This window comes from Cognataquiflexum aquatile, from assembly GCF_003316845.1.
GTDB classification, from domain to species: domain Bacteria; phylum Bacteroidota; class Bacteroidia; order Cytophagales; family Cyclobacteriaceae; genus Cognataquiflexum; species Cognataquiflexum aquatile.
Map to the genome: position 1 here is coordinate 765,854 of NZ_QMIK01000001.1, position 14,174 is coordinate 780,027.

Genomic DNA, 14,174 nt, shown 5'->3' on the forward strand with positions numbered 1-14,174 from the left:
TACGTCATTCTGAACCGGAGCTTGCGGAGGTGAAGAATCTCTAAAAATTATAAGACTCTTCACTACGTTCAGAGTGAGGACAATTCAATCCAAGCTAATTTGAAATCGAAAGAATTATAACTGACATATCACCAAAATCAAAAAGGCAACGGATCGCACCGTTGCCTTTGTTTGTTTTCGGTTACAAGAGACCATTGACTATGGTCTATGGACTTTTTAAAAAACTACCTAAACTCATAATCCACACCATGTACTTGTGTGAGCAATGTGGCAGGTGCGTCCAAAGCTTTGGCTGCTCCGCTTGGAGTCGGGGTTACCGGAGAGTGGGCAGCCAGGTAATTGAGCATCACCTGATGAAGGGTAATATCCAGATCCTTAGTGTTTTTGACATTCCTGATCCTACAGACCATATCCAATGGATCGCCATCTCTTTCACAAGCGCTGACGCTATAGGTTTTTGCTAGGTCAAGAGGCTGACCTTTTACAGTAAAGGACTGAATTCGTTTCCCTTCTTCCCCAAATGCATTGAAGGTCAATTCCATACCTTTGAACTTGGTCACCCAACCTCCAAACCTCTTGGATGCATCTTCCGCAAACACGTTGTTCAACTCCCTTTCCATCCAGGTGTAAAGTTGCTGCCCCGTCACCTGACCTGTTCTTACCTTGCTGTCCACCGGCAACATATCAGAAATAAAGCCTCTTGTGATCGGAATATTCCCGGTATGGTCTCTTGTTGCCCTTGGGGGACAAAATCTGAAGCCGTTGGAAAGTTTGATGTCAATTTCCGGCAATTGGTAATCCAAAGCATCCAAGACCATTTTGTCTATGGGATTCTCGATCACAAAATACCTGTAAAGCGGTATGGTGCTATAGCCTACGATTTTTTCTATTTCGGATTTGAATGGGGCTTCCACCTCGGTTACCAGATTGGCCATTTTGGATTGGCTTTTGGATTTCTGAGGACTGACCTCCAGCAATTCATAATCATCTGCCACCACTTTCCCGTTTTCAATACTCAGTTCCAGTTTACCGACAAATGACCCAAATGCCCCGGGTTCAACGACTTTTGCATATTTACCTTGGATCGGAACCCTTACCCTTTCGTGGGTGTCGGCTCCAAAAATGTAATCCACTCCCTCACATTCGGGAAGGTTTGCAAGATGGATTTCTTGCGAGAGGCCGATATGGGAAAGTATAATCACAAAAGCGCATTTCTCTTGGTTTTTCAATACATCGACATAATGCTTCAGGTTATCTTCAGGCTTGGAAAAATAGATTCCCTTGCTGTAATTGGGCGATTGGCGCATCGGGATCATGGGATCATTGTAACCAAGAAAGCCGATTTTTACCCCATCAATATTCCAGATATAATACGGAGGAAAAATCAATTCACCCTTTTTGCCATCACCAAGATCATGGTACATATTGGCGCAGACTTTGGGTGCATAGAGGGAACCAAGCAGGTTTTGCATCTGAGCTTTGCCATAAATCACCTCCCAATTACCCGGAAGGTATAAGTCGTATTCCAGTTCATTGAGCAATGGAATCATGGCTTGGCCTGTAGTATTGATTGAAAGCATAGATCCCTGGAACATGTCCCCTGTATCGACCAAAAATGAATGTTCACATTTTGCTCTTTGCTTCTTGATAAAGGTATCCAAGTTGGCATAACCCCCGGTTTTTCTAAAAACGGTTTGTCCATTTTCCCAAAAAAGTTCGTCATGTTCATGGATCTGACAGTGTACGTCAGTAGTTTGAAAAATAGTTACTTTGAAATTTTCTTTGGCTTTATGTGATTTTTGCTCGTTTGAAAGTTCTCCCGCCAAAAGTGGGTTGACAGACAATAAACCTGTTCCTGCGCTCATGGCTCCTAGTTTTTTGAGAAAGTCTCTTTTTGATTGCTTCATTTCGGGTTTTGGTTAAGGAAGATCTTCGGTAAACAAATGACGCGAATTTTGGATCCGTTGAAGTCTATTTGGATTTATTGGGAAAGGGATAGATTTTCCCAAGCTAGATTTGATACTCCAAATATGATTTTTTTTAAAAAGTAAATCTGTGACTTTTATTACAACCAATCGACTGCAACTATCCCTCCAAATCTGCATCGCTGTATTTTTGGGATAATTCCTTTAATTTAGAATCTATTTTCGATTAAAAATTAACCTAAGACCACATTAAGAATACTATGCTAAAAATCAGCCTCAAAAATGTTTTGACCACCTTGATGTTGGTCATGTTTGTATTTCAGGCATTTGCCGGTGAAAAAGAAGAAAAATCCCTCCTTTGGAAAATCAGCGGAAACGGACTGAAAGAAAATTCTTACCTCTTTGGTACCATCCACATGATCTGCAAGGATCAATTCTATATGGACGAAAGAATCGAAAACGCACTAGCTTCTTCAAAAGTCTTAGCAATGGAACTGAATATGGCTGACCCAAACCTGATGGCAGAAATGCAGAAGCTATCTGTCAATCCGGGTTTTGCTAATATCAAAGGAGAGTTTTCTGCCGAGCAGGCAAGTGCATTAGACAAATTTTTGACAACATCTTATGGTGCCGGACTTGATCAATTGGGCATTTTGAAGCCATTTGTACTTTCCTCCATGGTTCTCGTCAAAATGCTCCCCTGTACCGAGCAAAGCAGCTATGAGCTTTTTCTCACAGAAAAAGCCAAAGAGAAATCCAAAACTGTAAAAGGCTTGGAAACGGTTGCTTTTCAGATGGGGGTTTTTGACCAGATTCCTCAAAAACTCCAGATTGATGAACTTGGTAAAATGGTGACGAATCCTGAAGGGATGGAGGAATTCGACAAACTTGTCGGAGCTTACCTCGACCAGGACCTTGACAGGCTTTATGACCTCATCACTGAAAATGACATGTTTCGGGAGTATGGAAATTTGCTTTTGGAAGACAGAAACAAAAACTGGATTCCAAAAATCGAAGAAATGGTAAAAGAACAAACGACTTTTATCGCGGTCGGTTCAGGTCATCTAGGATCGGAGACGGGAGTCATCGCGCTCCTAAGGAAAGCCGGTTATACAGTTGAAGCCATCAAATAACCGATCAGGTAAATGTCCGATTTCTGAACAGAATCGGACATTTGATTTTATATCAACTCATCAAAAGTCCCCAAAACCCATTAAATTGGTTTTGGCATCATTCTCGGATACAAAAATAAAGTAATCCCAATCTCACGTCCCAATAAAATCTCCCATCCCCCTTTTATGATACTTACCATTACGAACCTCAACAAACAATACGCCAACGGTGTGCATGCGCTGAAGGATGTCAGTTTCTCTATCGAAAGAGGCATGTTTGGCCTCCTTGGCCCGAATGGCGCCGGCAAATCATCTCTGATGAGAACCCTCGCTACCCTGCAGGAAGCGGACAGCGGTTCTGTTTCATTGGGTGACATCGATGTGTTGGCAGAAAAGGACAAAGTCAGAAAAGTACTCGGTTACCTGCCACAGGAATTCGGAGTTTACCCAAGGACTTCTGCCACAGACTTATTGCACCACCTTGCGATTTTGAAGGGTTTTGACAATAAAAAAGAAAGAACCGAAATGGTGGACTATCTCCTCCAAAAAGTCAATCTATTCGAGCACCGCAAAAAAGCCGTCAGCAGCTACTCAGGCGGTATGCGGCAGCGGTTTGGCATCGCCCAATGCCTGATCGGAAGTCCAAAACTGGTAATCGTCGATGAACCGACAGCGGGTTTGGATCCCGGAGAAAGAAACAGATTCTATAATATCCTGAGTGAAATCGGTGAGCAGACCATTGTCATTCTTTCCACGCACATCGTGCAAGATGTACGCGAACTCTGCACCAATATGGCCATCATGGACAAAGGCATGCTGCTTTACAGTGGAACCACAGACGATGCACTCGCCCAAATCAAAGATAAAGTCTATGAAAAAAGGGTAGATAAAGCCGAACTTCAGGAGTATCAGAATGCCTACAAAATCATCAGCAACAAGCTTGTCGGTGGAAAACCCCAAATCCATGTCTTCTCCGAAACAGCTTTGAACTCCGGTTTTGAAAAGGCAGAAGAAACCTTGGAAGATGTATTTTTTGCCAAATTGAATTCCTTGATCTAAACCTATAACATTCTCATTATGTGGAAATTTATCAAACATGAATGGCAGTATTGGTTTAGGTCTCCGATGCTTTGGATTTTCTTACTAATCGTGTCCTTGATGGTATTTGGGGCGGTGTCCTCAGACCAGATTCAAATCGGAGGTGGAGTAGGAAGTGTCTATAAAAATGCGCCTTCCGTCATTCAGACTTATTATGGGGTGATGTCGCTGATATGTCTGCTGATGACGACAGCATTTATGAACGCCTCTGCCAACCGGGACTTCAGTACAGGCATGTACCAGTTTGTGTTCAGTTCACCCATCAGGAAAAGTGACTATTTCTTCGGAAAGTTTATCGGAGCTTTGCTGATCTCTATTATCCCACTTTTTGGGGTTTCTATCGGGGCTTTGATCGGACCACTGATGCCGTGGGCACAGCCCGAGCGCTATGGCCCCATAATTTGGAGTGGGCATATCCAGGGGATTTTGGCATTTGCCATCCCAAATACCATCATTGCAGGAGCGCTACTCTATAGCCTTGCTGTTGTTTTCAGAAACAACATCATCTCTTTTGTCGGCGCCATGTTGATCTTGGTTTTTTATGTGGTTTCACAAGGATTTACAGCAGATCTTGAAAAAGAATGGTTGGCCAATATCCTCGATCCATTCGGATTTCAGCCTTTGAGCACCCTTTCCAAATACAAAACCATTGAGGAAAAGAACCTCTTCCCTACCCCATTGGAAGGTCAGTTTTTGGTTAACAGGATAATTTGGATCGGATTGAGTCTGGTGCTCTTGATGTTTATGTATTCCAAGTTTTCTTTCAATACCAAAAAAGAAAAGGTCAAAAAATCCAAAGCCAAAATAGAAGTAGAACCTACACTCTTTGATCTTTCCGAAATCAAAACCTTTGAAATTCCTCAAAACAAAGGATTTTCATGGCAGGCCTTTTGGCATATGATTGTGTTTGAAACGAAAGCTATAACAAAAAACCAAACCTTTATCATCATTGTCATTATCGGCTTGATCAACCTGATCGCTAGTCTCACAAGCTTTACCGGTGGGTACGGGACAGACCGCTATCCTGTGACTTATGATGTCATCGATACGATCAGAGGTGCTTTTTATCTCTTTCTAATCGGTATCATCACTTTCTATTCCGGTGTTTTGGTATGGAAAGAGCGGGATGCCAAAATATCAGAAATAGAAGATGCGACGCCTGTCCGAACCGGAATGCTCTTTTCGTCCAAATTGATCGCCATGATGATCAGTATCTTTATTGTATTGTGCAGTACCATCTTGGTCGGAGTCATCGCTCAGACGGCCTTTAGCTATACGAGGTACGAGCTCGGCGTTTATGCCCAATCTCTTCTGGTTTTGGATATGTTTCAGTTTGGATACATGGTTGTGATCGCTTTGCTATTTCATTACCTGATCAACAACCGGTACATCGCCTACTTTGCTTTTGTGGCATTTATCATCCTGAATGAGTTCATTTGGTCGGTTCTCGAGCTCAATTCCAACATGCTGAGTTTCTCGGCTACTCCAAGAGTCACCTACTCTGACATGAATGGATTTGGTCCTTTTATCCCGGGATTGGTTTGGTTCAATATGTATTGGACTTTGTTCTGTCTGATTTTATGTATTGTTATTTATTCCTTCTATGTGAGGGGAAAAGAAAGTGATTTCTCGATCAGAAGGAAATATGCCCTGCAGCGGTTGAAAACCAAATCAGGATTCCTAGCCATTATTGGGATAGCATTTCTGGTTTGTGGAGCATTTGTGTTTTACAATACAGAAATCCTCAATACCTATCTCAATCCAAAAGAACAGGAAACGAGACAAAAAGAATACGAACTGACTTACAAGAAATTTGAAGGAATTGCGCAGCCAAGGTGGATAGATTTGGATTATCAGATTGACATACATCCTTATGACCGGGATTTGTTTGTGACTGTGGAGGCTTTGCTGATGAATAAATCGAAGGTGGCTATTCCTGAAGTCCATTTTAGCATTCCGATGATGCCTGATACTTTGGGCATTGACATCCCGGGAGCAAGTCTTAAGTTGGACGACAAAAGACTCAATTACAGGATTTACAGCCTGTCCCAACCTATGCAACCCGGAGATACCTTACCGATCAAATTGGTGGTTTCCAAAGTTACCAAAGGATTTGAAAATGAGGTCAGCTTTACCGAATTGACCCAAAACGGTACCTTCTTCAACAATTTTGATATCCTGCCGATCATTGGCTATTCCAACAGATACGAGATCTCCGACAAAAACAAGCGGGTAAAACTTGAACTTCCTGTAAGGAAAAGGATGCCTGCCTTGGATGAGTCTGATCTGAAAGCAAGGGAGAATTCCTACATCAACCAAGATGCAGATTGGGTCAATATGCATACCGTGATCAGCACTGCCCCAGATCAGATTGCTGTCGCACCGGGAAGGCTTGTCAAGGAATGGGAAGAGAATGGAAGGAAATATTATGAATATCAATTGGATCACAAATCTCTGAACTTCTATTCTTTCATTTCTGCAAAATATGAAGTCGCAAGAAAGGAATGGAAAGGTGTCGACCTGGAAGTGTATTACATCAAGGGCCATGAATACAATGTGCCCAACATGCTCCAAAGTCTGGAAAAATCCCTCGACTATTATACCGCAAACTTTGGCCCTTATTTCCACAAGCAGTGTAGGATCATAGAATTCCCGAGGTACAGTTCTTTTGCACAGGCATTTCCAGGCACGATGCCTTACAGTGAAGGAATTGGCTTTATCACCGACCTGAGAAATGTAACTGAAGATGACATTGATTTGGTCTATTATGTAGTCGCACATGAGATGGCACACCAATATTGGGCACACCAACTGATCGGCGCCAATATGCGTGGCACAGAGATGATGAGTGAGAGCTTTTCCCAATATGCTGCCTTGATGGTGATGGAAAAAGAATATGGCCGGGACAAAATGAATAAGTTTCTGAAGTATGAAATGAACAGCTACCTGCGTGGAAGAAGTGGTGAATTTGAAGCAGAAAGGCCGATTATGGAAACCGAAAACCAGGGCTATATCCATTACAACAAAGGATCTGTGGTGATGTATTACCTGAAAGAAATGATCGGTGAAGACAAAGTAAACCTTGCACTCCAGAAGCTGATTAAGGATCATGGTTATCAGGAACCTCCCTACCCCACTTCGATTTCTGCTGTGAATGCTTTCCGTGAGGTCACTCCGGATTCATTGCAGTACCTGATCGATGATATGTTTGAGAATATCACTGTATTTTCAAACCGGGTCACAGATGTCAATTATGTCAAATCCGGAGAGGAATATGAAGTCACCTTGACGACTTTCTCGGAGAAATTCAGGGCAGATTCACTCGGAAAGCAAACGGCTGTGCCTTTGGTGGACTTTATTGATATCGGGATTTTTGGGGAGACTGAGTCAAAACAAACCTATGGCAAACCATTGGTATATAAAAGACTCAAAATCACCAAACCAGAAAACACCTTCACCTTCAAAGTCAAAGAAAAGCCGCAGAATGCCGGCATAGACCCTTACAACTACCTTGTCGACAGGATGCCTGAGGATAATGTGAAGAAGGTAACGGAGAAGTAATGTAAAGGGAGGAAGGAAGAAGGAGAAGGGATAAAGATTGAAAAATGATGAATTTTGAATGAATGGGAACCTTTGAGGTCTTTTGGACCTCGGAGGTTCCTTAAATTCTTAAAGATCTAAAACCAAAACCATTGAAACCTATTCAAAATTTTGAAATGAAACTTTTATCCATCTTTTCAGCTATTTTCTTAGCTCTTTTTATACCTTCCAAAGTATATTGTCAGGCTTTAGACTTTAACCTGGGAGGCCCATCTGTTGAAAATTATTTTGAAGAAATCCCCTACGAATTTATCAAAGGGAAAATTATCCTATCCGTAGAGATTGGCGGCAAATCAAGGAAATTTCTGTTGGATACAGGAGCCCCCACTGCCATCAGCCGAAATTTGTTTGATGAGCTTTCCCCCTCCATCACCACCAAAATTCCTGTCACTGATATCGGAGGTAAAAGTGATTCCTTACTTTTTGTCACTTTAGACCAAATCGAATTAGGACAAACAGCATACACGGATATCCCTGCGATCGTCCTTAATGAAAACCTCCTTTTGGATTGCTTTGAAATCGACGGATTTATAGGAAGCAATCTTCTGAGAAACAGCATCATTCAGTTAGATTCCAAAAATAAAATCATGAGGATTGGAAGTGATATTGATTCATTTTCGGAAGGATTGTCAAACAAAGCGGCCATAGAATTAGACCGACAAAGCTCACCGATTCTTACAATCCAAATCGGAAAAAACATCAAAGAAGCTTTGATTTTTGATTCAGGTGCAGATGAATTTTATACGATGTCTGAAAGGAATTTCAAGCAATTCAGAAAAGCAAAAGGCTTTGAAGTCCTAGCGGAAAGTTTTGGTTCTGACACTTTTGGACTCTTTGGTCAGGAAGATGAAAACAAGTCCAAAAGATTGTTGATTCCGGATTTATATGTCAATGGAGTTACTATCCACAAGGTATGGACAGATACTAAAAACGAGGACAATTCCAGAATCGGTTCGGGTTTACTTAGGTACGGCTTGTTTACACTTGATTATAAAAACAAAAACAGTTACTTTGAATTGTTTGAAAAGGATCAAAATTTCGAGGATTCCTTTTGGGATGTAAGTCCAACTTTCAAAGACAACAAGTTTGTAATTGGATACATATGGTCAAAAGAATTGGAAAAGAAAATCGATCTTGGAGATCAGATCATCAAAATCGATGAAATGGATACCGAGAACAGCGATATCTGTGATATTCTTCTAAACTCACCTATGGAAACATCCCAAAAAGTAACGCTCACTGTCAGAACCAAGAATGGGGAAATCATTTTGGTCGAAATATTGAATAGCGTAAATAAAAGCCTATAACTTGTTGAAACCTTAAACCTAATTTAAAAATTGCCATGTCTACCTCCCCACTTCATACCATCCTATTTCAATGTGAAAAAGTATTTGACGGAGAAATATTATTGAAATGTGTAGAATGAATTGGAACCTTTGGGGTTTTTTTAGACCTCCAAGGTTTATTAAATAGAGAAAAGGTTGAAAATAGGTCTTCTTTTTTCAAGCCACATTTACACTCATCCAAATAGCCTCAAAAATCAGTGAACCATCCACATAGGCAACTCCGCTCTGCATTGTAAGGAAAACAAGGATTTAATAGCATAAAGAAAATGCTTCCTTGATGTTTATGTGTCCTTTTTATTCTGTTGTCCATGCTCTACATGTTTTATCCGAAAATGAGATCGTTTTCTTTTTGGGACTTCCAAAATTAGACCTGTGAAAGTTTCTTCTCAATCAATTTCTTTTCTGAGTCCGTTTTGCAAAGTTCCAAAGCTTTTTGAAGGTGGGATTTGACTTTTGCTGGGTTTTGATCCCTGTAAAGTTCTGCGAGCAACATGTGAAAAAAATGGTTATTTGAAAGACCGAGTTTCTCAGCTTCCTGAATGGATGTTTCCTTTCCCCTCACTTTTGCAAGGGCATAAGTGCGGTTGAGCGCTGCAATCGGCGAATAGGCAATGGTCAGCAATTGGTTGTATAGATGAAGTATATTTTCCCACTTTTCTCCGGAGTCTTCCTGAATTGTATGCCAGTATGCAATACTTGCTTCTAAAAAATACACCGAAATCACAGGCCAAGCAGCCGCTTTGGTCAGGTAATAGTTTCCCCGGGAGATCAATTCATTATTCCAAAGTGAGGCATCTTGATCCTGATAAAGCACAATTTCGCCGCTTCCCCCTACCCGCGCTTCCAACCTGGATGCCTGAAAACACATCAGCGCCATCAAGGCATTGGTCAAATGCTGGTTGGTGAGTGGATTTTCAAGCAAAAGAAAGTTAAGCCGCATGGCTTCCAGGCAAAGCTCTTTACGGATTAAAGTCTCTGACCTTTCAGAGTAATAACCTTCATTAAATAGCAGGTAAATTGTTTTCAAAACAGCTTCCATCCGGTTGTTGATCTCTTCATCTGAAGGCAAAATCAACTGGATTTTTTCTGTCCGCAATTTTTCCTTTGCCCTAAAAAGCCGCTTGTTTACTGTTTCATTATTGGTCAAAAAAGCATCTGCGATTTCATCAATCCCAAAGCCACAGAGAACCCGCAAAGCAAGGCTGATTTGGGACTCAGTAGAGATAGATGGATGACAGATGGCAAAAAGCATCTGAAGTTGGCTGTCACGGATATTTTGTTCAGATAAGTCAACCTCTAATTCCTCAATCCAGCTATTGGATTTTTTGAAACCATCAGAAATTTTCTTGTTAAAAAGCTGGTGCTTTTTCAAATGATTAAGTGTCTTGTTTTTTGCAACCCGGTAAAGCCAGGCATTTGGAAGGTCAGGAATTCCTTGATAAGGCCAGGTTTCCATGGCAGCCAAAAAAGTCTCACTTACGATGTCCTCTGCCACTTCAATATGATCCAAGCCAAAGAATTTGGATAGCACGGCAACCAACTTGCTATACTCCGTCCTGAACAAATGGGGGATTAAATCTTGGCTTTGCATATTGTATCAAAACCCTATCAATCAACATATAGATGAAGATTGATAGGATTGTTTGGAAATCAATGTTTGGCAATCTCTCGAACTTCTACGGTATTGCCTTCTCCCTGCAGAATGGGAGTACCTTTTGCAAATTCGGCTGCTTCTTCGGCGTTTTCCGCCTTGACGATGACGTAGCCACCGATAGTCTCTTTGATATCACCAAATGGACCATTGGTTACCATCTTTTGGTGGTCCACAACTTTCGCCCCGTCAAACAAAAGTCCTGTACCGCCTACAAATTTGTTTTGAGCAGCGATGCCTCCCACCCAATCCATTTGTTGCTTCATCCAAGCCTGCATTTGTTCGGGAGAAACTTTGCCGGTGGCATTTTCATGTCTGAAAATCAAAATAAATTCTTTCATAAATGTGTTTTTAAAATTGATGGAATAAAAGATTTTAATGGAAGACAAATGGTTTTTCAAATATGGGACATGGGTTAGAAATTATTTTTTTATTGTCAGGCTTTTTCCAAAATTGAAGTAATGAAATGGAAATACTAAATTGGGTAAATCTTCAAAACATTCAAATATTGGCAATTTCTTAACTCTATTCCATTTTTACCCTAATCGATTTTGGGTTAAATTCAAAGAAAAAATTCTATGCCAACCTCCCCACTCCACACTATCCTTGGGTCCACCGGAAATATCGGAACCGCTCTTGCCAAAGACCTACTTCACTACACTGACAATATCCGCCTTGTCAGCCGAAATCCTTCTAAAATCAATCCCAAAGACCAACCCATGAAAGCTGATCTTTTGAATTCTGAGGAGGTCGATGCTGCAATAGCCGGATCTGATACCGTCTATCTGGTAGTAGGAATTACTTACAAAACAAAACTTTGGCAGGAACAGTGGCCGGTTATCATGAAGAATACCATTGTCGCCTGCAAAAAACATGGGGCCAAGCTGGTTTTCTTTGACAACATGTATTGCTACGATCCCAATCATGTCGGAAATCTCACCGAAAACAGCCCGGTCAATCCCCAAAGTCAAAAAGGGAAAGTCCGTGCCAAAATCGCACAGATGGTTTTGGATGAAATCAAGAGTGGTAAACTCACAGCAATGATTGTCCGAGCAGCAGACTTTTATGGACCAGGAGCGAAATTGAGTTTTCTCAATGAATCAGTTATCAACCGAATGAAAGCCGGAAAAACAGCACAATGGCTCTATGCAGGCGACAAGAAACATTCATTTACATATATCCTTGATGCAGCTTATGCCACGGCATTTCTAGCCCAACAGGAAAATGCTTGGAACCAGGTCTGGCATTTACCTACTTCAAAAGTTTATCCTACCGGACAGGAAACAGTTAAAATCCTGGCCAAGCATCTGGGTGTAGAACCCAAACTCCAGATTCTCGGACCCTTTATGCTCAATCTGGTATCTCTTTTCATCCCGGTTTTGAAAGAAGTCAAGGAGCTGAGGTATCAATTGGATCAGGATTATTGCTTCGATTCTACCAAAATTGAAAAGGCTTATGGGTTGAAGGCAATCAGTATTGAGGAAGGATTGAAAAAATGTCTTGAATAAATAATGGATTTCTCTGACACTACCAGAGGGTTTCAAAATCCGTTCACCCTATTCGGAATGTTGGAAGTATTACTGCCGTGGAAAATATGCGCAAACCATCTTTAAAACCGGATATAGGCCTGACGATAATTTGCAGTAATTCTACCAAAGCTATATATTGAATGATTCAACACGAAACAAATAATCAACCTAAAATCATGGAAAAAATAGAAAGAAGGTCCACCTTAAAAAAAATGATCGCATCCCTAGCAGGTATTGTGGGAATAGGAATGGTAGCAAAAGCTGAAACGGACAACACGCCAGAAAAAGAAGTATTCAATGTCGTTCAAGAACAAGATGTACCCTTGTTTTCAGGCTCAACCAAACTGGGAAATATGATTTTTGTGGCGGGAAAAGGAGCCCATTTTGAGGGGGATATCAAAGCACATACCGATCACGTTCTCAAAGAATTGGAAAAAGAATTGGTCAAAGCAGGTTCTTCCATGGAAAAAGTGTTGAAAGTAAATGTGTACCTCCATGACCTGAATGATTACAAGGGAATGAATGAGGTTTACAAAGGGCGATTTGGAAAAAAACCTCCCGTACGCACCACAGTAGCAACATATGCAGGAGTGCCCGGAGATTCTTTGGTGGAAATGGATTGTATTGCTTATATCTAACCCATCCAACTGATTATCTCAACACTACCGGTTCGCTTCGACCATTGACACTGTAGACAATTACACCGTCTTTGATGGTCATTTCACATTCGAACCTTTTATCGGTTTCCAATTTGTAACCGTTTTTATCCCAAATTCCGAATTGGCCTTGTCTCACCTCTATCAAAGCCAAATCGGCTATTGCACCTTCTGAAAGGTGACCAAGTTCTTCTCTTTTGATTGTTTTGGCAGGATTCCAAGTACTGGCCTTGATGATGTGGGGGATTTCCATTCCCATGGCCATAAATGTACTCATGACATTGAGCATGTCTTTCATGGCCGCATTCATGCTCCCTTTGTGAAGGTCTGTACTGATGGTATTCGGAAAAAATCCCGCTTCCAAAGACGGAATTGCCTGCCTGAAATCAAAACTCGCACCACCATATCCCACATCGAAAATAATTCCTCTTTCCTGGGCTTCCCTGACAAATGGTTTGAATTTCCTGGTTTCATAGTCAACAACAGGCTCTCTGGCACCTCCCAATTCAGCAAAAACGTGCGTATAGATATCTCCGGGACGCAGGTGGTCAAAAAACAATTCCCTCAATCTCAAAGGGGCAAAGGCCATAGATCCGCCAAAATCAATAATGACAGGCATATTGGCAATATTCCCCGCTTCTACTGCCCTATCCACCGGAATCCAATCCCTTTTGGCATAGTGGGCCACCTTAAATCCGACAACGTGTTCTTTGTATTTCAGAGCAGCCTGCCCGGTGAGTTGGGCATTCATATCAGAAGTATCCTGTTCGTAAGCCCCACCGCGCATGCCTTCTCCAACAATGTTCAGGAATGCCAAAACCCTTGTTTTTGAATGGTCGATGATGTTTTCTTTGAATACATGGAAGTTTTTCCAACCAGGTCCACCACAATCCACAATAGTAGTTACTCCAACCCTAAAGGTAAAACTGTCAGGATCAACAGCCACGAGTCCATCACTTAGGTAACTATTGGGTCGGGTACCATAAAAAACATGGCCATGCATATCTATCAAACCGGGAACAACCAATAAACCCTTCGCATCCACTATTTGGGAGGCACCTGTTGTATCTATATTTTTTGCGATTTTGGCTATCCTTCCATCGTGAATGGCCACATCCATCAATTCATCAATGTTGTTCTTTGGATCAATTACATGACCTCCTTTGATCACCATTTGGTAATTTTGAGCAGACAGACTTATTGGACTAATGAATAAAAAACAGAGTAATATGAATCCTATTTTCTTCATCTCTTTGG

General features: G+C 41.4%; 10 protein-coding genes. 6 read left to right on the forward strand and 4 right to left on the reverse strand.

Annotated features, from left to right (window positions below):
* Positions 1 to 224: 224 nt before the first annotated feature.
* Positions 225 to 1,907: a bifunctional metallophosphatase/5'-nucleotidase gene (locus tag DQW11_RS03130; protein WP_113922537.1), complete on the reverse strand. Its 1,683-nt coding sequence runs from the start codon at positions 1,905 to 1,907 to the stop codon at positions 225 to 227.
* Between the two features lie 278 nt (positions 1,908 to 2,185).
* Here DQW11_RS03130 and DQW11_RS03135 point away from each other — a divergent pair, with 278 nt between their 5' ends.
* The 4 genes from DQW11_RS03135 (at position 2,186) to DQW11_RS03150 (ending at position 9,042) form a co-directional block, all read left to right on the forward strand.
* Complete coding sequence (locus DQW11_RS03135) at positions 2,186 to 3,058, forward strand: TraB/GumN family protein (RefSeq protein WP_113922538.1); 873 nt, start codon at positions 2,186 to 2,188, stop codon at positions 3,056 to 3,058.
* Between the two features lie 165 nt (positions 3,059 to 3,223).
* Positions 3,224 to 4,096 (forward strand): ABC transporter ATP-binding protein, encoded by an 873-nt coding sequence (locus DQW11_RS03140; protein WP_113922539.1) that lies wholly within the window; start codon positions 3,224 to 3,226, stop codon positions 4,094 to 4,096.
* An 18-nt stretch (positions 4,097 to 4,114) separates the two neighbouring features.
* Entirely contained in the window at positions 4,115 to 7,696 is a 3,582-nt protein-coding gene (locus DQW11_RS03145; RefSeq protein ID WP_113922540.1) for an ABC transporter permease/M1 family aminopeptidase, read from the forward strand.
* A 155-nt stretch (positions 7,697 to 7,851) separates the two neighbouring features.
* A complete protein-coding gene (locus DQW11_RS03150) occupies positions 7,852 to 9,042 on the forward strand; it encodes a retropepsin-like aspartic protease (RefSeq protein ID WP_113922541.1) in 1,191 nt (396 codons plus the stop codon).
* Between the two features lie 403 nt (positions 9,043 to 9,445).
* On the opposite strand, the gene DQW11_RS03155 is transcribed toward DQW11_RS03150, so the two are convergent.
* Both DQW11_RS03155 and DQW11_RS03160 read right to left on the reverse strand, forming a co-directional pair.
* The gene (locus DQW11_RS03155) at positions 9,446 to 10,672 is read right to left on the reverse strand and encodes an RNA polymerase sigma factor (protein ID WP_113922542.1); all 1,227 of its coding nucleotides are present in this window, start codon (positions 10,670 to 10,672) and stop codon (positions 9,446 to 9,448) included.
* Between the two features lie 59 nt (positions 10,673 to 10,731).
* Positions 10,732 to 11,073 (reverse strand): YciI family protein, encoded by a 342-nt coding sequence (locus DQW11_RS03160; protein ID WP_113923187.1) that lies wholly within the window; start codon positions 11,071 to 11,073, stop codon positions 10,732 to 10,734.
* A gap of 237 nt (positions 11,074 to 11,310) precedes the next feature.
* Here DQW11_RS03160 and DQW11_RS03165 point away from each other — a divergent pair, with 237 nt between their 5' ends.
* On the forward strand, positions 11,311 to 12,240 hold the full coding sequence (locus DQW11_RS03165) for an NAD-dependent epimerase/dehydratase family protein (protein ID WP_113922543.1): 930 nt from the start codon (positions 11,311 to 11,313) through the stop codon (positions 12,238 to 12,240).
* 197 nt (positions 12,241 to 12,437) lie between these two features.
* Positions 12,438 to 12,899, forward strand: coding sequence for a RidA family protein (locus DQW11_RS03170; protein WP_113923188.1), 462 nt, complete (start codon positions 12,438 to 12,440; stop codon positions 12,897 to 12,899).
* A 13-nt stretch (positions 12,900 to 12,912) separates the two neighbouring features.
* Here DQW11_RS03170 and DQW11_RS03175 read toward each other — a convergent pair whose 3' ends face one another.
* Positions 12,913 to 14,166 carry an amidohydrolase/deacetylase family metallohydrolase gene (locus DQW11_RS03175; RefSeq protein WP_113922544.1) on the reverse strand — a complete coding sequence of 418 codons (1,254 nt, stop codon included), beginning with the start codon at positions 14,164 to 14,166 and terminating at the stop codon, positions 12,913 to 12,915.
* Between the last annotated feature and the right edge of the window lie 8 nt (positions 14,167 to 14,174).